22 protein-coding genes, 2 tRNA genes and 1 pseudogene are annotated in these 22,964 nt (G+C 32.1%); 17 read left to right on the top strand and 8 right to left on the bottom strand.

The window, feature by feature from the left end; all coding sequences use genetic code 11:
- The first annotated feature begins 68 nt into the window (after positions 1 to 68).
- Positions 69 to 440: a RidA family protein gene (locus tag BP92_RS0100130; protein ID WP_051604329.1), complete on the top strand. Its 372-nt coding sequence runs from the start codon at positions 69 to 71 to the stop codon at positions 438 to 440.
- A gap of 39 nt (positions 441 to 479) precedes the next feature.
- On the opposite strand, the gene BP92_RS0100125 is transcribed toward BP92_RS0100130, so the two are convergent.
- The 4 genes from BP92_RS0100125 to alaS all read right to left on the bottom strand — a co-directional run bounded on the left by BP92_RS0100125 (position 480) and on the right by alaS (position 5,150).
- A complete protein-coding gene (locus BP92_RS0100125) occupies positions 480 to 965 on the bottom strand; it encodes a hypothetical protein (protein WP_150111835.1) in 486 nt (161 codons plus the stop codon).
- Between the two features lie 10 nt (positions 966 to 975).
- A complete protein-coding gene (locus BP92_RS0100120; RefSeq protein ID WP_026724167.1) occupies positions 976 to 1,569 on the bottom strand; it encodes an outer membrane beta-barrel protein in 594 nt (197 codons plus the stop codon).
- Positions 1,570 to 1,573: 4 nt separating this feature from the next.
- On the bottom strand, positions 1,574 to 2,308 hold the full coding sequence (locus tag BP92_RS0100115) for a hypothetical protein (protein ID WP_026724166.1): 735 nt from the start codon (positions 2,306 to 2,308) through the stop codon (positions 1,574 to 1,576).
- Between the two features lie 205 nt (positions 2,309 to 2,513).
- A complete protein-coding gene (gene alaS / locus BP92_RS0100110; RefSeq protein WP_026724165.1) occupies positions 2,514 to 5,150 on the bottom strand; it encodes an alanine--tRNA ligase in 2,637 nt (878 codons plus the stop codon).
- Between the two features lie 176 nt (positions 5,151 to 5,326).
- Here alaS and BP92_RS0100100 point away from each other — a divergent pair, with 176 nt between their 5' ends.
- From BP92_RS0100100 to BP92_RS0100080, 5 genes are all read left to right on the top strand, one after another.
- Entirely contained in the window at positions 5,327 to 6,304 is a 978-nt protein-coding gene (locus BP92_RS0100100; protein WP_026724164.1) for a M23 family metallopeptidase, read from the top strand.
- 81 nt (positions 6,305 to 6,385) lie between these two features.
- Positions 6,386 to 6,718, top strand: coding sequence for a MerR family transcriptional regulator (locus BP92_RS0100095; protein ID WP_026724163.1), 333 nt, complete (start codon positions 6,386 to 6,388; stop codon positions 6,716 to 6,718).
- Between the two features lie 34 nt (positions 6,719 to 6,752).
- Positions 6,753 to 7,355 (top strand): LemA family protein, encoded by a 603-nt coding sequence (locus BP92_RS0100090; RefSeq protein ID WP_026724162.1) that lies wholly within the window; start codon positions 6,753 to 6,755, stop codon positions 7,353 to 7,355.
- The gene (locus BP92_RS0100085; RefSeq protein ID WP_026724161.1) at positions 7,355 to 7,792 is read left to right on the top strand and encodes a TPM domain-containing protein; all 438 of its coding nucleotides are present in this window, start codon (positions 7,355 to 7,357) and stop codon (positions 7,790 to 7,792) included. The genes BP92_RS0100090 and BP92_RS0100085 overlap by 1 nt, the downstream gene beginning before the upstream one ends.
- A gap of 1 nt (position 7,793) precedes the next feature.
- On the top strand, positions 7,794 to 8,555 hold the full coding sequence (locus tag BP92_RS0100080; RefSeq protein ID WP_026724160.1) for a TPM domain-containing protein: 762 nt from the start codon (positions 7,794 to 7,796) through the stop codon (positions 8,553 to 8,555).
- A gap of 158 nt (positions 8,556 to 8,713) precedes the next feature.
- On the opposite strand, the gene BP92_RS0100075 is transcribed toward BP92_RS0100080, so the two are convergent.
- Together BP92_RS0100075 and der are read right to left on the bottom strand one after the other, a co-directional pair.
- Positions 8,714 to 11,497 carry an outer membrane beta-barrel protein gene (locus tag BP92_RS0100075; RefSeq protein WP_026724159.1) on the bottom strand — a complete coding sequence of 928 codons (2,784 nt, stop codon included), beginning with the start codon at positions 11,495 to 11,497 and terminating at the stop codon, positions 8,714 to 8,716.
- 129 nt (positions 11,498 to 11,626) lie between these two features.
- Positions 11,627 to 12,937 carry a ribosome biogenesis GTPase Der gene (der, locus tag BP92_RS0100070; RefSeq protein ID WP_026724158.1) on the bottom strand — a complete coding sequence of 437 codons (1,311 nt, stop codon included), beginning with the start codon at positions 12,935 to 12,937 and terminating at the stop codon, positions 11,627 to 11,629.
- A 241-nt stretch (positions 12,938 to 13,178) separates the two neighbouring features.
- Here der and BP92_RS0100065 point away from each other — a divergent pair, with 241 nt between their 5' ends.
- From BP92_RS0100065 to BP92_RS0100040, 6 genes are all read left to right on the top strand, one after another.
- Complete coding sequence (locus BP92_RS0100065) at positions 13,179 to 13,670, top strand: hypothetical protein (RefSeq protein ID WP_026724157.1); 492 nt, start codon at positions 13,179 to 13,181, stop codon at positions 13,668 to 13,670.
- A gap of 69 nt (positions 13,671 to 13,739) precedes the next feature.
- Positions 13,740 to 14,237: a hypothetical protein gene (locus BP92_RS0100060; RefSeq protein ID WP_150111834.1), complete on the top strand. Its 498-nt coding sequence runs from the start codon at positions 13,740 to 13,742 to the stop codon at positions 14,235 to 14,237.
- Between the two features lie 79 nt (positions 14,238 to 14,316).
- Positions 14,317 to 16,530 carry a TonB-dependent receptor gene (locus tag BP92_RS0100055; RefSeq protein WP_026724155.1) on the top strand — a complete coding sequence of 738 codons (2,214 nt, stop codon included), beginning with the start codon at positions 14,317 to 14,319 and terminating at the stop codon, positions 16,528 to 16,530.
- 42 nt (positions 16,531 to 16,572) lie between these two features.
- On the top strand, positions 16,573 to 17,436 hold the full coding sequence (locus BP92_RS0100050) for a heme/hemin ABC transporter substrate-binding protein (RefSeq protein WP_026724154.1): 864 nt from the start codon (positions 16,573 to 16,575) through the stop codon (positions 17,434 to 17,436).
- Complete coding sequence (locus tag BP92_RS0100045; protein WP_026724153.1) at positions 17,436 to 18,464, top strand: FecCD family ABC transporter permease; 1,029 nt, start codon at positions 17,436 to 17,438, stop codon at positions 18,462 to 18,464. Before BP92_RS0100050 ends, BP92_RS0100045 begins: the two co-directional genes overlap by 1 nt.
- Before the next feature lies 1 nt (position 18,465).
- On the top strand, positions 18,466 to 19,233 hold the full coding sequence (locus BP92_RS0100040; protein WP_026724152.1) for a heme ABC transporter ATP-binding protein: 768 nt from the start codon (positions 18,466 to 18,468) through the stop codon (positions 19,231 to 19,233).
- A gap of 35 nt (positions 19,234 to 19,268) precedes the next feature.
- Here BP92_RS0100040 and era read toward each other — a convergent pair whose 3' ends face one another.
- Complete coding sequence (era, locus tag BP92_RS0100035) at positions 19,269 to 20,153, bottom strand: GTPase Era (RefSeq protein ID WP_026724151.1); 885 nt, start codon at positions 20,151 to 20,153, stop codon at positions 19,269 to 19,271.
- A 117-nt stretch (positions 20,154 to 20,270) separates the two neighbouring features.
- Between era and BP92_RS0100030 the strand changes: the two genes are divergently transcribed.
- From BP92_RS0100030 to BP92_RS15535, 5 genes are all read left to right on the top strand, one after another.
- Positions 20,271 to 20,343: transfer RNA gene (locus tag BP92_RS0100030), tRNA-Met, on the top strand.
- Between the two features lie 30 nt (positions 20,344 to 20,373).
- Positions 20,374 to 20,446 (top strand) — tRNA-Met (locus BP92_RS0100025).
- 136 nt (positions 20,447 to 20,582) lie between these two features.
- Complete coding sequence (locus BP92_RS0100020; RefSeq protein ID WP_026724150.1) at positions 20,583 to 21,032, top strand: KTSC domain-containing protein; 450 nt, start codon at positions 20,583 to 20,585, stop codon at positions 21,030 to 21,032.
- Positions 21,033 to 21,090: 58 nt separating this feature from the next.
- The gene (locus tag BP92_RS0100015) at positions 21,091 to 21,573 is read left to right on the top strand and encodes a DUF1761 domain-containing protein (RefSeq protein ID WP_026724149.1); all 483 of its coding nucleotides are present in this window, start codon (positions 21,091 to 21,093) and stop codon (positions 21,571 to 21,573) included.
- Positions 21,574 to 21,638: 65 nt separating this feature from the next.
- Positions 21,639 to 22,712 carry a GNAT family N-acetyltransferase gene (locus tag BP92_RS15535; protein ID WP_150111833.1) on the top strand — a complete coding sequence of 358 codons (1,074 nt, stop codon included), beginning with the start codon at positions 21,639 to 21,641 and terminating at the stop codon, positions 22,710 to 22,712.
- A gap of 99 nt (positions 22,713 to 22,811) precedes the next feature.
- On the opposite strand, the pseudogene BP92_RS17515 reads toward BP92_RS15535, so the two are convergent.
- Positions 22,812 to 22,964: pseudogene (locus BP92_RS17515) on the bottom strand (IS30 family transposase); the annotation flags it as partial.

Here is a 22,964-nt window from a genome sequence, read left to right as displayed (position 1 = left end):
TAAAGTCCAAATTTAAACTACTTTTTACAAAAAACGAGTATTTTTACTCAAGATTTAATACCATACAAATGATTGAAAAAGAATACATCGAACCTAATGAAGGATTCACTCAAACGGTTGTAGTAAAAACAGGAAATTTTAAAACACTTTACATTTCTGGACAAATAGGTGATGGTGCAAATTTAGAAGCACAAACCATTGCCACATTTCAAAATTTAGAAAAGCAACTTGCTAATTCTAATGCAACGTTTAAAGATGTAGTAAAAATGAACACTTACATCGTGAATTTTAATCCAGAAATCGACTTACCTATTTTTAGAAAAGTCAGAAAAGAATTTCTAGGAATTGAAAATTATCCGGCCAGCACTTTAGTTGGAATTCAAAGCTTAGGAAAAAATGAATGGTTGATTGAAATTGAAGCGATTGCCGTTGTGGAATAAAAAAATCCCGACAAGTTTTTTAGCTTGTCGGGATGTGATTTATTTTTTCTTTTCTTCCTCTTTTTTCTTTTTTTCTTCAAGTTCTTTCTTAGAGCTTTCAATTCTTTTTTCTAGGGTTTCTATCTTTTTTGTAGAAATTTCTATTTTTTTCGAATTCAAATTAATTTTAGATTGAGTACTGCTGATTTCCTTTTTGATTTTTGCAGACTTTTTAGATTTTTCATCTGCTGTAAGGTTTGAATCATTCTCAATCGATGCGAACTCTTCATTTAGTTGATTTAATTTTGAATTTAATTCTTCATTGCTTTTTATTGTACTTTCCTTTTTATTCGTTTCAGTAACTAATGTTTCTTCGTCTGTAGCAACTTTTGTTTCTAAGGTTTTAATGATTTGTTGATGTTGCATCATTTGGTTTCTGTGACTAAACAATTGATTATTCACATTAACATTGTTTCTTGGTGGAGAAAATCCTTGAGAAAATCCTAAAAATGGGATTGTAAAGATTAAGAAATAAAATAGTTTCATGTTTTGAAGTTTAGTTGTTTGAAAGCACTCTTGATAAATCAATGTTTGCAGAAATTACAGCACCAAAAAAGTTGCTTTTATTACCATTATTCAATTTAAAAAATGGTGTTAATTCATAATCTAATTTTGTTTGAATATCAAAAAATTTTAATATACGCCATCCAAAACCTAATTGAGCACCTAAATTAAAAGTTTCAAAACTGTCTTTTACATCTTCTCCTTCTGATTTAACACCAGTTATAAATGCTAATTTTGGTCCTGCTAACATATAAAATCCATCTCTATATGTTTCACCAAAATCATATTTGAAATTAGGTGAAATGCTTAGGATATTCATTTCAAAAGGTTGTTTTGTTGGATAATATAAAAATGTGTTTTTAGCAAATAAGATTTCAGTTTTAATTCCTGTTTTTTCTGTAAAATTATATTCTCCATAACCACCAAAAGTAAAAGTGCTATAATCATCTGTATTCATACTATTTGTTCCATTGTTATTGGCAATTGTATAAAAGCTATTACCTATTACAACGCCATATGAAAATTCTTGTTGTCCTGAAACATAACAAGTAAAAAGAAAAGCAAAAATATAAAGTAGTTTTCTCATTTTTTTAATTATTGTAATAATATTGAGTTGTTGTTATTTCTTCACCATCATCTTCTATTTCAGAGATTAAGTAATCACTTGAATTGTAAGTTAAAGTAAAATCTGATCCTGAATAAGTATCATTTCTACTTAAGAAATTATTAACAAAATTATTGGCATAATCCATTTCAAAAGGTAATTTGTCCATTCCTAAAATATTCTTGTAAGGAGAGTTTTTAGTATCATAAGTGAATGTTTCTTCGTATCCATTATCATGAATTACGGAAGTAACTCTGCCTTGGGAATCAAAAGTAAAATACCCTTCAGATGACAATGTAAGAGGAATGTCTAAATCTCCACTATACTTAGAAAAACTTACAGTTCCATCTGTATTATAAGTATAGTCAACGCTTGTTCCGTAGTTGCCACTTGATGAATATTCATTTCTTTTAGAATTTATTAATTTATCATTACTGTTGTATTGATATATGTTTTCTTGTGTTAGTGTTCCTGCTCTGAAATATTCAATTTTAGTAATTAAATTTCCTGTGTAAGTTACAGTTGTAGATGAGTTGAAATCACCAGTCGAACCCAAAAGTTTATTACCATTATAATTAAAATTCATAGTAAAAGTTGAACCATCTTCTAATGTTTCTACATAACGTGTTAGTAAAACAGGTGAAGAGGTATCATCGTTGTCACTAGTACAAGAACTCAAAACAACCATTAAAAAAGCAAAAAGATAAAGTAGTTTTTTCATTGGAATACAATTAGTTAAATTTATACAAATCAAAAAAAAAAAAACGATTTTCCAAATTTTTTTATAAAAAAATACCGACAAAATTTTATTTATCGGCATTTGTAATAAGAAGAATTATTGTCTTGCTGAACTCGTTTCAGCATCTCATTAATATAAGTTATTAAAGATCCTGAAACGAGTCCAGGATGACAAAACATTAGAATTGTTATTTAACAAATTCAACCGCTTTCTCCAACGCCTCTTTAATTCCAACTACATTTTTCCCTTTTCCTGAAGCGAAGAATGGTTGTCCGCCACCGTTTCCATCGATTAGTTTTCCTAATTCTCTGATGACGTTTCCAGCGTTTAATCCTTTTTCAGCTACTAATTCTTTTGAAATGTAGCAATGAATATTTGGAGCATTATCTTCAACCGAAGCTAAAAACACAAACGCATTTGGTTTTGAAGTTCCAATAGCTTGTGCTAAATCTTTAGTCGAACTCATAGATAAATCTACTTGTTTAGCCAAAAATTGGATTCCGTTTACTTCTTGGAAATCGTTAATTAAAGTATTTTTTAATCCTTCGATTTTTTCTTTAACTAATTGCTCCAATTGTTTTTTCAATTTCGCATTGTCATCTTGTAATGAAGCCACCGATTTTAAAACATCTTGTGGGTTTTTCAATACTTCTTTTATTTCCGCTAAAGTGTCTTCTTGATTTTTATAAAAATCTTTCACCGCATCACCAGTAATCGCCTCAATACGACGAATTCCAGCCGCAACAGCACCTTCTGAAACAATTTTGAAATGCCAAATATCAGCGGTGTTTTTTACGTGAATTCCTCCACATAATTCTTTACTATCTCCAAATTCAATCATACGAACGTTGTCGCCATATTTCTCTCCAAATAATGCCATTGCACCTTTGTCTAATGCTTCTTTGATTGGGATATTTCTGTGTTCTACCAATTGTAATTGCGCTTCAATTTGTTGATTCACACTTGCTTCAACTTGACGTAATTCATCCTCTGAAACTTTAGAGAAATGCGAAAAGTCAAAACGTAAGTAATTTGGATTTACTAACGAACCTTTTTGTTCTACATGTGTTCCTAAAATGCTTCTCAAAGCCAAATGCATCAAATGCGTAGCTGAGTGATTTTTAGAAGTCGAAGTTCTTAAATCGGTATTTACTTTTGCTACAAATCCAGCTTCAATATTTTCAGGAAGTTGTTTTGCGAAATGTAATATTAAGTTGTTTTCTTTTTTAGTATCAATAATTTCGATGGTTTCGTTTGCCGAAACTAAGGTTCCTTTATCACCTACTTGTCCACCACCTTCTGGATAGAACGGGGTTGCATCTAAAACAATTTGGTATAAAACACCATCTTTTTTAGAATCTACTTTACGAATTCTAGTGATTTTAACGTTGTTTTCCGTTTGGTCATAACCAATGAATGTTTCCACATTTCCGTCAATTAAAACTTTCCAGTCATCAGTAGTTACTTCAGAAGCTGCGCGAGAACGAGCTTTTTGTTTTTGTAATTCGGTTTCAAATTCAGTTTCGTTAAACGAATAGCCTTTTTCTTTTAAAATCAAAGCAGTTAAGTCTTTTGGGAAACCAAATGTATCGTACAATTCGAATACTTTTTCACCCGAAACTTCTTTTCCAGATGTTTCAGCAACTACTTTATCCAATAATTGTAATCCTTGTTCCAAAGTTCTTAAGAAAGAAGCTTCTTCTTCGCGAATTACATTGGTAACCAGTTGTTGTTGCGATTTAATCTCAGGGAAAAATTCGCCCATTTGATTCGCTAAAACTTCCACCAATTTATTGATGAAAGGTTCTTTCGTTCCTAAAAACGTAAATCCGTAACGAATCGCACGACGTAAAATTCTACGAATTACATAACCAGCACCTGTATTTGAAGGTAATTGTCCATCAGCAATAGCAAAAGCTACCGCACGAACGTGGTCTACAATTACACGAATCGCAATATTAGTTTTGTTTTGTTCTTTTGATATGTTTTTAACTTCGTTTGAAGTGTATTTTAATCCTGTAATTTCTTCAACTTTCGCGATAAGCGGAGTGAAAACATCCGTATCATAATTCGAAGTCACGTTTTGCATTGCCATACACAAACGCTCAAATCCCATTCCGGTATCTACGTGTTGTGCTGGTAATTTTTCTAGCGAACCATCAGCTTTTCGGTTGAATTCCATAAATACGTTGTTCCAAATTTCCACTACTTGTGGATGATCAGCATTTACTAAATCTCTCCCTGAAACAGTTGCACGTTCTGCATCGGTTCTCAAATCGATATGAATTTCCGAACATGGACCACACGGACCTTGGTCGCCCATTTCCCAGAAGTTATCTTTTTTATTTCCTAAAATGATGCGGTCTTCCGAAACGTATTGTTTCCAAATATCAAATGCTTCTTGGTCAAACGGAACGTTCTCTGCTGGATTTCCTTCAAAAACAGAAACGTATAAACGGTCTTTGTCTAACTTTAATACTTCAGTAAGAAATTCCCAAGCCCAAGCTAAGGCTTCTTTCTTGAAATAATCGCCAAACGACCAGTTTCCAAGCATTTCAAACATGGTGTGGTGATAAGTATCAAAACCTACATCTTCCAAATCATTGTGTTTTCCAGAAACACGAAGACATTTTTGCGTATCGGCAATTCTTGGACTTTTTGGAGTTCCATTGCCTAAGAAATATTCTTTGAATTGGGCCATTCCCGAGTTGTTGAACATCAAGGTTGGATCGTCTTTTAAAACGATTGGCGCAGAAGGAACAATTAAATGCCCTTTTGATTCAAAAAAATTCAGGTATGCTTTACGAATGTCTTGCGATTTCATTATCAATAATTTAGATCTGTTTTTATTTGTTTATTGTGATGCGGAAACGAAAGTAAATGTCCAAAAAAATAGCCCAACTAAAAATAAAATAGCTAAAGAATGAAACATTTCTTAAATTTGTTCGTATAACCTATGTCAACCAATAAATTTGGCACAAAAATAGTATATTTTCATATATGTCGAAGGTAAAATATTATTACGATTCAGAAAATTTAGCATACAAGCGCATTCAGACAAGAAAAAGGAAGAAGTTTGGCTATGTTGTGTTGTTTTTGGTGTCTTCGGCGTTGTTTGGTTTTTTAATTTTTCTACTATTGATAAATACGAGTTATTTCGAAACACCAAAAGATAAAATTCAGGCAAGAGAAATTGAAGCTTTAAAATTAAATTACACCGTTTTGAATAAAAAGTTGGATTTGATGGACGATGTTTTGGAAGCGATTGAAAATAGAGACAACAATATTTACAGAATATATTTTAATACGACTCCTATTTCTGAAGAAGAACGAAAAGCAGGTTTTGGAGGCGTTAACCGTTACAAAGATTTACAAGGTTTCAATAATTCAGAGTTAATGGAAAACACGACAAAACGCGTGGATATTTTAACGAAAGAGTTGGTAATTCAGTCGAAATCGTTGGATGAAATTGTGGCTTTGGCCAAGCAAAAAGAGAAATTATTAGCCGCTATTCCTGCAATTCAACCGGTTAAAAATGAAGACTTGAAACAAATGGCTTCAGGTTATGGTTATCGAAGTGATCCATTTACGAAAATTAGAAAATTCCATTACGGAATGGATTTTACAGCAAGAACCGGAACACCAATTTACGCTACAGGTGATGGAGTTGTATATAAAGCAGATGCATCGTTATCAGGTTATGGGAATCATATTGAAATTAATCACGGTTATGGCTACAAAACCTTGTATGCGCATTTAAGTAAATACAATTGCCGACCAGGTCAAAGAGTGAAACGTGGTGATATTATTGGTTATGTGGGAAGTACAGGAAGAAGTCAGGCACCGCATTTGCACTATGAAGTTTTCAAAGGAAGCGAACGCGTAAATCCGCTGAATTTCTATTACGGAAGTATTTCAGCAAAAGAATATATAGAAATTTCAAAATTAGCGAACCAAGAAAACCAATCGCTGGATTAACGATTTCAGAAGTTTTGAACTTGAACTTGAACTTGTAATTGAATTTGAACTTGTAATTGAATTTGAACTTGAATTTGAAAAATGCATTTAGAATTAGCACCAAATAAAAGATATTACAGCATTGGCGAAATCGCTAAGGCTTTTAATGTAAATGCTTCCTTGATTCGTTTTTGGGATAAAGAATTTGATATTCTAAAACCAAAGAAAAACGCAAAAGGGAATCGCATGTTTACACCAGAAGATGTAAAGAATTTGCAATTGATTTATCATTTGGTAAAAGAGCGCGGATTTACCTTAGAAGGAGCCAAAACGCATTTGAAAGAAGGTCAGAAAAAAACGCTAGATAAATTTGAAATTATCAGCAAGTTAGAAACGATTAAAGCACAATTGAATACCATTAAAAATCAACTATAAACAATAAATTAAACTTTTAAAACTTAAAAAAATGATGAGAAAATTTTTGCCTTTTATTATCGGTGGTGGATTATTATTAGTCCTTGTATTTTGGTTTTTTAGTATCAAAAACGGAGCTGTTCGTGTTAATCAGGAAGTAAATAAAGAATGGGGAAATGTAGAAACGTCGTACCAAAGAAGAAATGACCTTATTGGAAATTTAGTTAAAACGGTTCAAGGTTCTGCTGATTTTGAAAAATCTACTTTAGAAGCCGTAATTAAAGCACGTTCTGAAGCAACTTCAGTAAAAATTGATCCAACGAATATGACACCTGAACAATTAACACAATTTAATCAAGCACAAGGAAACTTAAATAGTTCTTTGTCAAGATTATTGGTTACTGTGGAACAATATCCAGATTTAAAAGCAAATCAAAACTTCTTGAAATTACAAGATGAATTGGCTAGTACAGAAAATCAAATTTTAACAGCAAGAACGCGTTTTAACGAAGCGGTTCAAAAATACAACAACTACATTTTGGTGTTCCCTAATTCAATGTTCTTAGGAAACTACAAAGAAAAACCATATTTTGATGCTGTTGCAGGTGCTGAAAAACCAGTTGACGTAGAATTTGACTTTAATAACGAGAAAAAATAATGTCTAAAACAGAAGATTTCTTATCAAAAGCAGACGAACAAGACATTGTTCAGGCGATTATTGAAGCGGAAAAAAACACTTCGGGAGAAATCAGAGTGCATTTAGAAGAACATACAGAAAAATCACCTCTTGACCGAGCTCAGGAGGTTTTTTTTGAACTCCACATGCACGAAACACAAGAGCGAAACGGAGTGCTTTTTTATGTTGGTGTAGCCGATAAAAAGTTTGCTATCATTGGTGATGAAGGCATTAATAAAGTAGTAGAATCTGATTTTTGGGATTGTACTAAAGATGTTGTAATTGCGAATTTTAAGGAAGGCAACTTCAAGAAAGGCTTAGTAGAAGGAATTCTTAGAGCAGGCGAGAGATTGAAAAAATATTTCCCTTATCAATCAGATGATACTAACGAATTGTCTAACGAAATCTCAAGAAGTTAATATGAAAAAGTTATTTTTATTTGTATTAGCTTTAAGCGGATTGATGGCTCATGCACAGTTTGATATTCCGAAAAAACCTAGTTTTCAAACAAGTGTTTACGATTATGCCGATGTTTTAAACCCGACAGAAGAAAAAGAATTAGAGAATAAATTGGTTCGCTATTCCGATTCGACTACGACTCAAATTGTAGTTATTACCATTGATGATTTAAAAGGAGAATCTATAGGGCTTTTGACTCCAAGATGGGCACAAGAGTGGGGGATTGGTCAAGAAAAAGAGGATAATGGAATTCTGATTTTACTTTCTAAAAACGACAGAGAAATTTGGATTGCACCAGGATATGGAGTTGAAGATAGACTGACTGCAGGTATCAATGGAGAACTTATTCGAAACATCATTATTCCCGAGTTCAAAGCTGGAAGTTATTACAACGGTTTAGATAAAGGTGCCGATGCGATTTTTGAAGTTTTAAAAGGAAAATACAAAGGTTCTAGAAAAGAATCGAGTAATCCTTTGCCTTTTATCTTGATTGTTATATTTATTATTATTCTAATCGTTTTAGCTTCCAGAGGAAACAAAGGAGGAGGAAATTATAGAGGTGGCAGTGGTTTAGATTTAGGCGATATAATCATTCTTAGTAGTCTCGGAAGAGGAAACGGTGGTTTTGGTGGTGGAAGTTTCGGTGGAGGTTCATCAGGAGGATTTGGCGGTGGCTTCGGCGGTGGCGGTTTCTCAGGTGGTGGCGCTGGCGGAAGTTGGTAGTTTAAAATTAAATTCCAAGACTTTGTCATTCCGATGAAAGAGGAATCTCCTACGAACTAGGCTTACTTTGAGCAAAGCGAAAATAAACTTGTACTTGATTTTTGAGCTTGTACTTGAAAAACAAAAAACTCGTTAGTATTGCTAACGAGTTTTTTTGTTTAATTCATAATTATTAAACCTCCATCTTTTTTCTTGCCTCCAAATTTATCTAATTTGTAGGTTAAAGAAAACATAGCATATTGTTGTAAAACAGTGTTTTCCATATCTCTAATGGCAGTAGGTGTAATGGTTCGTGTTGCACTAATATTTTGGTTTAGAACATCATAAACTTTTACTTTTGCTAATAGTTTGTTTTCAAAAAAGTTGTATCCTAAACTCAAGTTCCATAAGTAGAAATCTTTTTGAAATCCAGCAGCAATATTGGAGTTGTAATTATAGCCAAAATCACTTCCTAGTACCACTTTTTTAGGCCAATAACTTGTTATTTCTAACTTCGCACTGTGCTTAAAGTTTTTAGTGTTATCTATAATATAGTTGGTATAATCATTGGTAATATAGGTGTATCTATACGATGGGCTAATCGTAATCATTTCATCAATTGACCATGATAAATTAGCTCTTGGATTTAATGTCAATCCTTTAGATTCAAATAATTCTGAATTGGTCAATCCTTGATCGTAATTATAACCCAATTGCATTCCAAAACCATATTTAAACGTTCTTTTTTCTTTCTTTAGCGATTTGTTTAAACTAAAACCAATATAGGTGTTGTAAGCTTTGTCTATATTTTGATAAGTTGTGGTTGCTTTAAAGTCGCTATCATAAGTAGTAGAAGCTACAATTTGATTAACATTATAATCGCCTCCTGAGTACGCATAAAAACCACTTTTCGATGCATAATCATAATTATTAAAGTTGGCATAAAATGAATAATTTTCATTTGGTTTTAAATCTGCATTTCCTATGAATGTGTTTAACGGATTGCCTAAATTTTGAAAGGGTAAAATTTGATTAGCACTAGGTAAATTTACTTCATAAGAATAGTAACTATAAAGCGATTTTGATTTACCCAATGTTATACTTATATATCCATTCATATTAGGATACATATAGCTTTTATTGACTTTAGTGGTGTTGTTTAAATAAGTAGATTGGTTGTTAAAATTAATTATTTCAGTTCCCATAGAAAGGCTACCTCTAATTTTCTTCTTTTGCAAACTAATTCCAACCATTGGAGTTACCGAAGATGTTGTTGAAGTTATAGTATTTGAAAGCAAATCGTTGTAAATGGAGTATGTGTTGAATCCATTATCAAAATCATAAGTAGTTCTTAAATCTTTAGCCTTTTTATAATCGTAAAAAACTTCAAAATTAAAAATAAGTGAATCTCTTAATGGCTCTGAATATCCAATTTTTGCTTTAAAATTATCTTTTTTAGAAGCATCAATCCTAAATTGATTTCTATCGTCATCAGAGTTGCCAGATTGAAAAAAGGTTGTCGTAGTTTTAGTAATTAATTCAGAATCATTTTTGTTGTTTTCATTATTTATGGATGCACTAATTCCTCTTCCTTTTTTCTTTAATCCTTTGTAGAAATAAATATTGTTTTTAAAAGTATTGTTTTGACTTGAAGAATTATTATCACTTGTGTTTTGATTAAGAGCTGCTCCAGTATCATCAAATGTGGTATCAAAACCTGAATTACGATTTTTAATATCGCTTTTAGAAAAACTTGGGCTAATGTATAGGGTTGAAGTAGAATCTAATTTTATTTCAAAATCTGCAGCAATGTTATGTCCATCTGTAATCGATTTTGATGTAGATTCGGCAAGTGTGTTTGTGTTGCCCGTAGGAAGCAAATTGATTCTATTGGTTCGATTTTTATTGTTGGTTTCTGCGTTTGAATAATAGTAACTTCCGTTTGGATTGATTTTCTTTTTTGCCCATTCATCTGCAAAATTCACACCTAGCATATTAGATTGCGTAATTCCGTTATTACCTCCAAATTGCATTCCATTAATCCCAAAACTACCATTGTCGTTTACCCAAATGGAACGATTTCTTCCGCCACCCATGTTGTCAAAAATCTCATCCATTGAAAAGCCTATAGAGTTGATGTTATTTGACGAGCCTAAGACACTTATTTTTTGCGTATCCTTGAAATAATTAAAAAGTAAACTCGATTCATATCGTTCATCTGTTCCATAACCAACATTAGCTTTACCAAAAACACCTTTGTTTTTATCTTCTTGAATGGTTAAATTAATGGTCTTTTCGTCTGAAGTTGCGTTTTGTCCTGATAATTCTTGCTCTTTCGTTTTGGTGTCAGTGACTTGAACTTTACTAATTATTTCAGCAGGTAAATTTTGTGTTGCAATTTTCCCGTCTTTTCCAAAGAAAGGTTTTCCGTTAACTAAAATATTGTTTACTTCTTTTCCGTTGACAGTAATTTTACCTTCTTCGTCAATTTCAACACCAGGAAGTTGTTTTAAAAGCGCTTCTACATTAGCATCGGGTCTAACTTTAAATGATGAAGCGTTAAATTCCAATGTATCGCTTTTAATTGTAATAGGTGGAGCTTCTGATTGAACTACAACCTCGTTTAAAGTGCTTACATTTTCAGTCAATTTAATGAAGCCAAAATCTTTGTCTTTGCTTAAATTGTCTAATTTTTCAGTGTAATCGGTATAACCAATGTAGGATATTTTAAAATAAATTGGACTTTCATTCTTCTTGGTTTTGATTTCAAAATTCCCATTTTTATCTGAAATGGTGTAATCTACAACAGTTGAATCTTTTACAGTTTTTAAATAAATGGTTGCAGATTCTAAAGGGAGAGTACTATTCTTATCAATTATTTTTCCTTTTAATGAAATAGTGTTTTGAGAAAAAATGGCCGAGGTAGCCAGCAATAATAAGGCTAATAAAAAATTATTTCGCATAAAAAAGTGAAGTTTGTTTTAAGTTGTTATAAACTACGAAATAAAATATTTATTGTGTAACTAAAAATTTTCTTACGAAAAATTTAACAAAGAACATAAAAAAACCGAAGCGTTAACTTCGGTTTTTTACTATTTCTGTCTGAAATAAATATCAATTGGAACACCACTAAAATTGTAGTTTTCTCTCAATTTATTTTCAATAAAACGTTTGTACGGGTCTTTTACATATTGTGGTAAGTTCGCAAAAAACACAAACTGAGGCGTTGGTGTTGGCAACTGCATACAATATTTAATCTTGATGTATTTTCCTTTTAATGCTGGTGGAGGAGTTGCTTCAATAATTGGTAACATCAACTCATTGAATTTCGAAGTCGAAATACGTTGTTTTCTATTTTCAAAAACTTCAACCGCAGTTTCTAACGCTTTTAATAAACGTTGTTTCGTTAAAGCTGAGATAAATAAAATCGGCACATCAGTAAAAGGAGCAATTTCTTCTCTAATTTTTCTTTCGTAATCTCTTGTTGACATAGTGTCTTTTTCAACCAAATCCCATTTGTTCACTAAGATTACGATTCCTTTACGGTTTTTCTCTGCCAACCAAAAAATACTTTGATCTTGTCCTTCAAATCCGCGAGTCGCATCAATAACCAATAAACACACATCACTGTGCTCAATTGCTCTTACCGAACGCATTACCGAGTAAAATTCTAAATCTTCTTTTACTTTTGCTTTACGTCTAATTCCAGCCGTATCTACTAAGTTGAATTCAAATCCAAAACGGTTGTATTTCGTGTCAATCGCATCACGAGTAGTTCCTGCAATATCGGTTACTACAAATCGATCTTCACCAATTAAAGCGTTGATGAATGATGATTTTCCAGCATTTGGTCTTCCTACAACACAAAATCTTGGTAACGGATTTTCTTCTTCTATCGCTTCTGGCAATTCAGGTAAAACCTCTACGATTTTATCTAATAATTCCCCAGTTCCGCTTCCGCTCATTCCTGAAATGGTGAAATATTCACCTAATCCTAAATTATAGAACTCCACAGCGTCTTTTTCACGCATGGCGTTGTCTACTTTATTAACAACTAAAAGTATAGGTTTTTTAACTTTACGAAGCAATTTCGCTACTTCTTCATCCATTGGAGTTATGCCTTCCTCAACATCTACCACAAAAACAATAGCATCCGCCTCGTCAATAGCTAATTCTACTTGACGACGAATTTCTCCTTCAAAAATATCATCCGAACCTTTTACATAACCTCCGGTATCAATTACCGAAAATTCTTTTCCGTTCCACTCACTTTTTCCATAATTTCTATCACGCGTAACACCGCTTACCGAGTCAACAATGGCTTCTCTTCGCTGAATTAAACGGTTAAAAAATGTGGATTTTCCAACATTTGGTCTTCCTACAATGGCAACAATATTGTTCATAATCTTATTTTGAATCGGCAAAAGTACGATTTTTTTTGGAGCTTTTTCCAGCTATCCATTACAACTCCACAATTTTACGTCTTTTTTTCTAAATTTATTAGAGTAGCTTCTAAGGTCGCAACTCTAATAAAAAGAAAAAATAGTTATAAAATTTGCGGGGTTTTCATTCTTATCTGGGCTAAACTGAAAATTTTATTCAACATTTGTTAAAAATTTATATATTCGCACAAATCCCAAGTGTATGGAACCCGAAAAAAGCATCGCACTTCGTCCTAAATTTGAAGTGGAATCAAAAAAAAGTGTTGCGGAAATTTTAGAAAGAGCAAAAACGTTAAAGTCTGAATTAAAGTCGGATTACCAAATCAAAATCATAGACGAACATTTGTATTTTTATTTCAGTAAAGAAAAACGAAAATACTATTCACCTTTTTTACATTTGGAATTAGAAGCAAACGAAGATAAAACCACAGTAAAAGGCTTGTTTGGACCCGAGCAATTGTTGTGGACGCTTTTTATGTTTTTACATTTTATCATTGCAGGATTGTTTTTGGTTTTTGCTATGATGGCTTACACGCATTGGTCGCTAAAACAATCCACGGTTTTAGATTTTAGCATTATGGGTATAATGGTTGTTTTTTGGTTTTCACTCTATTTTATGGCGCGATTAAACAGAGAGCAAGGTGTTCCACAAATGCATGAATTAGAAGATTTGATGCATAAGGTTTTAAGTTAAGAATTAAAAAGATTTCTTTTTTAAGAAATTAATTTAATACATTTGGAGGTCAATTAACTAGCCCCTATTTTGAATAAAAAATACATCACATTGTTTTTAGCTGTATTTATACTACTTCAATCAGTAGGGATGTTCTATTTTGCTACTTTTTCGCATAAAATTTTTAAAAAAATTGCTGAATCTAATAAAAACCCTCATTTAATTGTCACAAAAACAATTGCTAAAAAAGATTATTATTTAATGAAAATTGATGATCTTGAAATTGTTATTGAGGATGAACTTTATGATATTTTAGAGGAGACTTTTGAAGGTGATTTTGTTAAACTAAAACTTTTTAAAGACAAAAAAGAGAAAAACTTTGCTTTGAAAATCAAAAACATTCAAAAGAAAAGTCAGTCTTCTAAGGGGAAAAGTATCTTCAAAACCAAGATCGCTTGTTTGAATAAAACACGATATTACATTTCAAAGTCTCTTAAAAAGGAATCTTTGAAAAAAACACCATTTAACTTCATTTACATAAAAGAAGTTTATTTATCTATAATTGTTCCACCTCCCGATTTTATTTAATTTTTTCAATTTATGTTGATTAGATGCTTTTTAAAACGCATCTAAATATTCTTGTTATTTAATTTAAATTAAAAATAAAATGAAATTATTAAATAAAATGATAGCTCTTTTAGCTATCGTTACATCGACTATGGTTTATAGTCAAGACACAAAAAATGATTCTGTAGCAAAAATTAATTACTTAAAAGAAGTAGAAGTTACAGCTACATCAAATTCAAACAAGTCAATTCTAAGTCAACCACAATCCATATCAAAATTGGATAAAAAAGAATTGAATAGAAATACGGGGTTGTTTTTAGATGATGCAATTAATACAAATGCACCAGGTGTAAATATGCAAAAAAGAACGGTTTCTGGAGGCCAACAATTTAATATTCGTGGCTACGGAAATGGGGTAAGAGGAACAAATGGTTCAAATAGTAATTTTGATACCCAAGGGACTAAAGTTTATTTAAACAATATTCCAGTAACAGATGCAGAAGGAATAACGGTATTAGATGATATTGATTTTGCATCCATCGGTAATGTGGAAATCGTTAAAGGGCCTTCAGGTTCATTATATGGTTTAGCCATAGCAGGTGTTGTAAACTTAAAAACAATACAGCCAGAGCTAGAAAAAATTTCTTTAACACAAAATACATTGTTTGGAAGTTACGGATTAAAAAGAGTAACAACACAAGCTCAGATAGGAGGGAAAAATGGATCAATGTTGATTAATTATGGAAACCAAACTTACGATGGTTTTATGAAACATACGGCTTCAAGTAAAGATTTTGTAAATATTTTTGGAAATACTTCACTAAGTGAGAAACAAAAAATCAATGCTTATTTAGGATACAGCGATAGTTATGATCAAAGAAACGGAGAATTAACGCGAGAGCAATATGAAGATTTTGATTATTCTGGAAACCCTGCTTACATTAAGAATGATGCACATTCTCATGTTGTTAGTTTTAGAGGAGGTTTAAATCATGATTACCAATTTAATAAAAACATAGGAAATACGCTAACTGTTTTTGGAACTGGAATTGTAAGCGACGCAAGTTCTGCAGGAGGTTGGACGGATAGAACAGCATTAAATTATGGTTTTAGAACATCATTTAATACAAATTTCGACTTAGGAACTTCGCTTAAACTTTCAGGTATTACAGGGGCTGAATTGCAACAGCAAAATTCTCAAACTATTGCTTATGCTATGGTTGCTAATGGTGTAGATCCTGATGCTTATAATGTAATAGGAAATCAAAGAAGTAACAAGTACAGTATTTCTAAAACAAATAGCTTGTTTACAGAATGGACATTGAATATGCCAAAAGACTTTTCTCTTACTGCAGGTGTTGGAAGCAGTTATATGGGTATTGAATTACAAGATAGAGTTTATGTTGCAGCTAATAACACGCCTAGTACTTACATGCCAACTACATTTAGAACTTCATATAAAAATATGATTTCGCCTAAATTTGCTATTAACAAAGTTTTTAATAAAAAAGTTTCATTATACACTTCTTATAATAAAGGGTATAAAGCACCTGTTAGTTCTTATTTTTATATTCCTTTTACAGGAGAAGTTAATAAAGATTTAAAAGCAGAAGTTGGGACTCAATTCGAGATAGGGTCTAAGGGAAATTTATTAAATAATAGATTTACTTATGAAGTTGCCCTTTTTCAAACAAATTTTAAAGATAAAATGACTTCTGTAGCGGTTCCAAATGCTACAAATACGGCAACTTTATATTCTTACATTGTTAATGCTGGAGAGCAAGTTCATAAAGGAATAGAAATTAATGTAAAATATGAATTAATCAAATCAGAAACTGGATTCGTTAAAAATGTAACTCCTTTCGCAAACGTAACATATTCAGATTTTAAATATAAAGATTATGTTTTTCAAAGAACGTACAATATAGCATTTGATTTTTCAGGTGAAAAAGTATTAGGAACTCCTCCGGTTGTATTTAACTCCGGTTTTGATTTTATGTTTAAATATGGTTTTTATGGAAATGTGACCTATAATTACAGAGATGCGGTTTTTTACAGTTATGTGCCTACTGCAACAACAGATCCTAATAGGGTTCATTATGAAACCAAAAGTTATAATTTGTTAAATGCTAAGTTAGGTTACCAAAGAAAAATTGTAAATAACTTATCATTAGATGCAAGTCTTGGGATAAATAACATTACAAACACACAATATTACCAAATGGTATTCAATAACCAGTTGCCAGATGCTTATTTACCAGCGCCTTATAATGCAACTTTCTTTGGTGGATTAAACTTAAAATATACATTCTAATTAATAAAAGAGCGGTTTTATGCCGCTCTTAAATTTCATAATATGAAAGCTATAAAATACTTAGTAGTGTTACTTGTTGTTATAAGTTGTGATAGATTTTCGAAAGAAGACAAAAAGCAAGAAATTACAACAAGAATTGTTTGCATTGCAAAGCAATACAATGAAATTATTTACGCATTAGGTGCTCAAAAAGATTTAGTTGCCGTTGATGTGTCAAGTACTTATCCAGCAGAATTAAAAGAACTACCAACTGTTGGTTATCATAGAGCATTGAGTTTGGAAGCCATTTTGGCGAGCAAACCAACTATTGTGATTGAAGATGATAATATTGGTCCTGAAACCGTGGTTGATCAATTGAAGAAACTTAAAGTTCCTATGAAACAATTTGGGAAGTATGAACAAACCATTGCAGGAACTGATTCGTTAATTCATGAAATGGGACGCTACTTTAAAAGAGAAAAAGCGGCCGATTCTATCTGCATTACTTTGAAAAATGAATTTGATGAAGCAATTAAAAAAACAAACGCTTTCACAAAAAAAATGAGAGTTTTGGTTATACATTATGGACAAGCTTCAAATGTATATTTAGTTATGACTAGAAATAGTACGGGTGGTAAAATGATCGAATGGGCTGGTGGTGAAATTGCTATAGATGAAGAAAAAGGAATGAAACATCTTTCTCCAGAATTAGTAGCTGCTGCAAATCCAGATGTTATTTTAATTACCGATTTTGGTTATGATAAACTGGGTGGTTCTTATGAAAAAATAGGAGTACTTCCTGGAGTTTCAAGTACAAAAGCCTACAAAGACAAGAAAATTTACAGAATAGAAGAACACGATTTGGTGTATTTAGGTCCAAGAACAGGTCAAAACATACAACTGATTCAAAAATTAATTCATCAATAATGTTTTTTACAAAACGAGATAGCTTTTTATTGATTACACTACTATTATTGCTAGTTGTGGTTTTCTTATTATCCATAGGATTAGGAGCAGTGAAAATTTCACTTGATGAGATTTTTTCCTCGTTTTCTAATTTCTTCAATGGAAATGAATTTACAACTTTGAACGAACGCATTTTTATTGATATAAGATTGCCAAGATCAGTATTAAGTATTTTAGTTGGTGCTACATTAGCCGTTGGCGGAATTTTAGTTCAAACCTTATTTAGAAACCCAATTGTAGAACCTGGCTTAATAGGAACTTCTAGCGGAGCTGCTTTTGGAGCTTCCTTTTTTATTGTGTTGGGAAATACTTTTGCTTTTGCAACTAACAATATTTCGTTGCCCTTAATCGCTTGTATCGGTGGAATAATTGGAACATTCTTGGTTTTTTCGTTATCCAAAATAAACGGAAACAACAATTCAGTAACGGTTTTGTTGCTAATAGGAGTTGCTGTAAATGCTTTGTTTTTAAGCGGAATCGGATTTTTATCCTACATTGCTCGTGATCCGCAAGCACGTTCTATTACATTTTGGAATTTAGGAACACTTTCAGGAGCCAATTGGCAAGCGGTAGAAATGGTGGCTTTTTTTTCTATTTCTGGTTTAATTTTGTCTTATTTTTTAGGGAAGAAATTAAATGCCCTAATTCTTGGAGCCGATGAAGCAAGCTATTTAGGAATCAATGTGAATCTCTTAAAATATCAAGTTTTAATAATTAATGTTATTATGGTTTCGGTGGCTACATCATTTGTAGGAGTTATTGGTTTTGTGGGATTAATTGTGCCTCATATTATAAGAATGATTAGTGGTTCCGATATCCGAAAACTCATTATTTTCGGTTCGCTATTTGGTGCCATTTTTCTTTGCTTTGCCGATTTGGTTGCACGATTATTATTAAGTCCGGCGGAATTACCAATTGGAATTGTAACCTCATTTGTTGGAGTTCCAGTGTTTATTATTTTATTACGAAAATCCAATTACTTTTTTTAATATGCTTACAACTAAAAATTTATCGGTTGCTATTGCCAATAAAGTAATTCTAGAAAATATTTCAGAAACATTTGAAGCGGGTAAAATAACGCTAATCATTGGTCCAAATGGCGCTGGAAAATCAACTTTCATAAAGTCAATTTGTGGTCAATTAAAATTAAATCAAAAAGGGACAGTTGATTATGATGCTGAGGTTTTATCCATTTCAGAATTGGCTAAAGTAAGAGCTGTTTTATCTCAAAATAGTAAGTTGAATTTTCCGTTAACCGTTCGTGATATTGTAATGATGGGAAGATATCCGCATTTTAGCAATTATCCATCTGAAAAAGACAAACGAGCTTGTAGTGAAGCGATTCAGTTTTTTGAATTAGAAAATTTTGTTGATAGGAATTACTTGACTTTAAGTGGAGGCGAGATGCAACGGGTTCATTTTGCCCGAGTTTTAGCTCAAATCTGGTTTTCCGAAGAAAATAAAACACGCTATTTAATTTTAGATGAACCTCTAACATTTCTAGATGTCCACTTTCAATATAGTTTTATGTACAAAATGCAAGAATTAGCAAAAGAGAATAACATGGTAATTATTGGTGTTTTGCACGATTTGAATTTGACAGCTAAATTTGCCGATAAAATTATGCTGCTTAGTCAAGGAAAAGTAATTGCATCTGGGAATAAATCAGAAGTTTTATCTAAAGAAAATATAGTGGAAGCTTTTAAAATGGAGCCTAAAATTCATACAATAGAAAACGAAATCTTCATTCATTTTTAAAAAGAAAGCCTGATATACTTATCAGGCTTTTCTATTTATTTTTGATTATATCCAAAACGTCTCAACTGACGTTCGTTGCTTCTCCAATCTTTATTTACTTTAACGTAAGTAGCTAAGTGAATTTGTTTTCCAAAGAATTTCTCTAAATCTTCTCTTGCTTGAATCCCAACTTTCTTCAAAGCAGCACCTTTGTGACCGATGATAATTCCTTTTTGCGTATCGCGTTCTACCATAATTACGGCACGAATTCTAATAATGTTGTCGTCTTCAATAAATTCTTCCGTTTCAATTTCTACGGCATACGGAATTTCTTTGTCGTAATTCAATAAGATTTTTTCACGAATGGTTTCGTTAACAAAGAAACGCTCTGGTTTATCTGTCAAAGCATCTTTTGGATAAAACGCTGGAGAAACTGGAAGTAATTCGATAATGCGATCAAAAACAGTTTGGACATTAAAGTTTTCTAAAGCAGAAATGGGATAGATTTCAGCATTTGGCACTTTATCTTTCCACAATTGCATTTGTTCTTCCAATTGTTCTTGGTTCGATTTGTCAATTTTATTCAATAATAATAAAACCGGAATCTTAGAATGGATAATTTTATTAAAAAACGCTTCGTCTTTTAATTCTTTTTCGCCAATCTCTACCATATAAACCAAAATATCAGCATCTTCAAAAGCCGATTTCACAAAATCCATCATCGAATTTTGTAATTCATACGCTGGTTTTATAATTCCAGGCGTATCTGAAAATAAAACTTGAAAATCATCTCCATTTACAATTCCTAAAATACGGTGTCTCGTAGTTTGTGCTTTCGATGTAATAATAGAAAGACGTTCCCCTACAAACGCATTCATAAGAGTTGATTTCCCTACATTCGGATTTCCAATGATATTTACATAACCTGCTCTGTGCTCCATTTCAATATATTTATGGGTACAAAGGTAGTGATAACGCCTGAAATAGCAGAAAGAAAACATTATTTTTAAAAAAGTCTTGTAATTTTAAATAAAGAGTGTACCTTTGCACTCACAAATCGCGGGATAGAGCAGTAGGCAGCTCGTCGGGCTCATAACCCGAAGGTCACAGGTTCGAGTCCTGTTCCCGCTACTAAGAATTTATTCAATTACAACCGTACATCGCGGGATAGAGCAGTAGGCAGCTCGTCGGGCTCATAACCCGAAGGTCACAGGTTCGAGTCCTGTTCCCGCTACTAAGCTTCACAGAAATGTGGAGCTTTTTTTTATGCAATTAATTCATTAACAAATGATTATGATTGTGATTGTTTTTGTTTTTCTTGCGAAATTCAATAATAAAACACTACTTTTGCACCTTTATTTTTAAAAATTATGAATCCAAAGAAAATTGCCGAGTACAGAAAGTTACTTGATGTTACTAAAACAGCTACGCTGAAAGAATTAAAAACCATTTACAGAAATAGCATGAAGGAAGATCATCCTGATACTATTGCTGATCCAGTGGAGCGTTTAGCTGCTGAAGAAAGAAGTAAAAATATTATTGAGGCATACCATTTTTTGGTTAGTATTGCTCCTGAAACTCAAGAGAAAAACAAAGAAGTTTATCAAAAAATTACTTCAACTGTAAATATCCAAGATTTTTATATGGATAACGGTGTGTTGTATATTTCATTTTTAGATGGAAGTAACTACGAATATTTCAGCGTGCCAAAAGTAACGTACATTAAAATGGTAAATGCTGAGTCTCCAAGTCGTTTTGCAAGAAGACACATTTATAATGAGTTCTTATATCGCAGTGCAAGCAAAATAGTTGCAGAATAAACAATTGTTAAAAAATATCCCTACTTTTGATATACTAACCAAAAAAACTATATCAATTATGGAAATTAATTTTTTAGCTGTTTTAGTGGCAGCACTCTCAAGTTTTGTCGTTGGATTTGTGTGGTATAATCCTAAAGTATTCGGAACGATTTGGATGAATGAAATCGGGATGACTGAGGAAAAAGCCAAACAAGGAAATATGGCAAAAATCTTCGGATTAACATTTGTATTTGCCTTTATGTTAGCTTTTATAATGATGCCAATAACGATTCATCAATTCGGTGCTTTAGGAATGGTTGGAGGAGATGAAACAAAAGCATTGCCGTCTTATGCAGCTTTTATGGCAGATTATCAAGATGCCTTCAGAACTTTTAAGCATGGTGCTTTGCATGGATTCATGGCTGGATTATTTATTGCTTTACCAGTGGTGGCTACGAATTGTTTGTTCGAACAAAAATCATTTAAATACGCAGCTGTAACTTCTGGTTATTGGATTGTTGTAATGACCTTAATGGGAGCTATCATTTGTGGCTGGAAATAAAATAAATTTTAACATTTAATTATATAGGAATCGCTCTACTTTTGTGGAGCGATTTTACTTTTACATTGGAGGAAATTTCATTTAAAATATACAATTCAGTTAAGGAATTACCAGCACTTTGGGACACTGTGGCTCAGAGCAATGTTTTTCTGCAAACATCTTATCTATCTGTACTTGAGCGTTCGGCTCCTATAAATATGGAGTGTTTTTATATTGGAATTTTTGAAAATTCAGAACTTATAGGTGTTTCTTTGGCGCAATATTTAGATTTGAATAAATTAGAATCTTTTGGAGAGCGCGATAAATCGTTAAAAATCGCAGTTCGTAATTTTATCTTTAAGAATTTTGCTTCTCACACTTTATTTCTAGGGAATAACATGATTACAGGTCAAAATGGCTATGTGTTTTCAAAAGAAATCGACTTCAATCACATAAGTGAAATTCTTTTACAAAGTGCCGATGAAATCACGTTGTACTTCAAGAAAAAAGGAATTTCAATTCACTTAGTTTCCTTCAAAGATTTTTATGACCATTGTTCGGTAGAGTTGAAAAAGTACCGTTTTTCAAACATTTACGAATTCAATACACAACCGAATATGATTTTCTATTTGGATGAAAATTGGAAATCCTTAGACGATTATGTAGCTGCACTTTCCAAAAAATACCGCGACCAATTTAAAAGAGCTCGTAAAAAATTCGATGGCATTCAAATGAAGAATCTTTCTTACGAAGAAGTGCTTCGAAACGAAGAGAAGATATATGATTTGTATCATTATGTAGCTAAAAATGCACCTTTCAATACATTTTTCTTGTCAAAAAATCACTTTTCTACCTTAAAAGGACAATGTGGTAATCGATTCCAAATTTTTGGTTATTTTCTTAATGAAGAGTTAGTAGGTTTTCATACTTTGTTACTAAATGATGAAACTCTTGAAACCTATTTCTTAGGTTATAATGATCACATTCAAAAAGAAAATATGTTGTATTTGAATATGTTGTACAACATGACGGAATATGGAATTGAAAACGGATTTAAGCGAATTATTTTCGGTAGAACAGCTCTGGAAATTAAAAGTTCTATCGGAGCAACACCTGGGCGGATTCAAGACCTTAATGCAACAAGGTCAATAATTAGTTAATATATCAAATTTAGTTTTTTATTTCAATTTTGCATAATTTCAGAATAACTTTTTTTGGCTTTTTCAAGAGCCAAAAGTTATTTCCGAAATTGGCTTGTTTTATGCTGCATAATTATTGATTTCTTGGTTCATAATTTCTCCTGGTGTTTTGTATCCTAAAACCTTTCTAGGTCTGTTGTTTAAAGCTAATTGAGCTTGTTTAAGCTGTTCAATTGTTATTTTATTAAAGTCAGTTCCTTTAGGAAAAAAACG

The sequence above is a fragment of the Flavobacterium sasangense DSM 21067 genome (assembly GCF_000686885.1).
Classification (GTDB): Bacteria; Bacteroidota; Bacteroidia; order Flavobacteriales; family Flavobacteriaceae; genus Flavobacterium; species Flavobacterium sasangense.
Note: the sequence above shows the minus strand (reverse complement) of the source record. Positions and strands in the feature narration are given on the sequence as shown.

Coding starts and splice junctions, on each gene's coding strand:
- BP92_RS0100130 (WP_051604329.1), top strand. CDS start 69: ATGATTGAAAAAGAATACATCGAACCTAATGAAGGATTCACTCAAACG.
- BP92_RS0100125 (WP_150111835.1), bottom strand. CDS start 965: ATGAAACTATTTTATTTCTTAATCTTTACAATCCCATTTTTAGGATTT.
- BP92_RS0100120 (WP_026724167.1), bottom strand. CDS start 1,569: ATGAGAAAACTACTTTATATTTTTGCTTTTCTTTTTACTTGTTATGTT.
- BP92_RS0100115 (WP_026724166.1), bottom strand. CDS start 2,308: ATGAAAAAACTACTTTATCTTTTTGCTTTTTTAATGGTTGTTTTGAGT.
- alaS (WP_026724165.1), bottom strand. CDS start 5,150: ATGAAATCGCAAGACATTCGTAAAGCATACCTGAATTTTTTTGAATCA.
- BP92_RS0100100 (WP_026724164.1), top strand. CDS start 5,327: ATGTCGAAGGTAAAATATTATTACGATTCAGAAAATTTAGCATACAAG.
- BP92_RS0100095 (WP_026724163.1), top strand. CDS start 6,386: ATGCATTTAGAATTAGCACCAAATAAAAGATATTACAGCATTGGCGAA.
- BP92_RS0100090 (WP_026724162.1), top strand. CDS start 6,753: ATGAGAAAATTTTTGCCTTTTATTATCGGTGGTGGATTATTATTAGTC.
- BP92_RS0100085 (WP_026724161.1), top strand. CDS start 7,355: ATGTCTAAAACAGAAGATTTCTTATCAAAAGCAGACGAACAAGACATT.
- BP92_RS0100080 (WP_026724160.1), top strand. CDS start 7,794: ATGAAAAAGTTATTTTTATTTGTATTAGCTTTAAGCGGATTGATGGCT.
- BP92_RS0100075 (WP_026724159.1), bottom strand. CDS start 11,497: ATGCGAAATAATTTTTTATTAGCCTTATTATTGCTGGCTACCTCGGCC.
- der (WP_026724158.1), bottom strand. CDS start 12,937: ATGAACAATATTGTTGCCATTGTAGGAAGACCAAATGTTGGAAAATCC.
- BP92_RS0100065 (WP_026724157.1), top strand. CDS start 13,179: ATGGAACCCGAAAAAAGCATCGCACTTCGTCCTAAATTTGAAGTGGAA.
- BP92_RS0100055 (WP_026724155.1), top strand. CDS start 14,317: ATGAAATTATTAAATAAAATGATAGCTCTTTTAGCTATCGTTACATCG.
- BP92_RS0100050 (WP_026724154.1), top strand. CDS start 16,573: ATGAAAGCTATAAAATACTTAGTAGTGTTACTTGTTGTTATAAGTTGT.
- BP92_RS0100045 (WP_026724153.1), top strand. CDS start 17,436: ATGTTTTTTACAAAACGAGATAGCTTTTTATTGATTACACTACTATTA.
- BP92_RS0100040 (WP_026724152.1), top strand. CDS start 18,466: ATGCTTACAACTAAAAATTTATCGGTTGCTATTGCCAATAAAGTAATT.
- era (WP_026724151.1), bottom strand. CDS start 20,153: ATGGAGCACAGAGCAGGTTATGTAAATATCATTGGAAATCCGAATGTA.
- BP92_RS0100020 (WP_026724150.1), top strand. CDS start 20,583: ATGAATCCAAAGAAAATTGCCGAGTACAGAAAGTTACTTGATGTTACT.
- BP92_RS0100015 (WP_026724149.1), top strand. CDS start 21,091: ATGGAAATTAATTTTTTAGCTGTTTTAGTGGCAGCACTCTCAAGTTTT.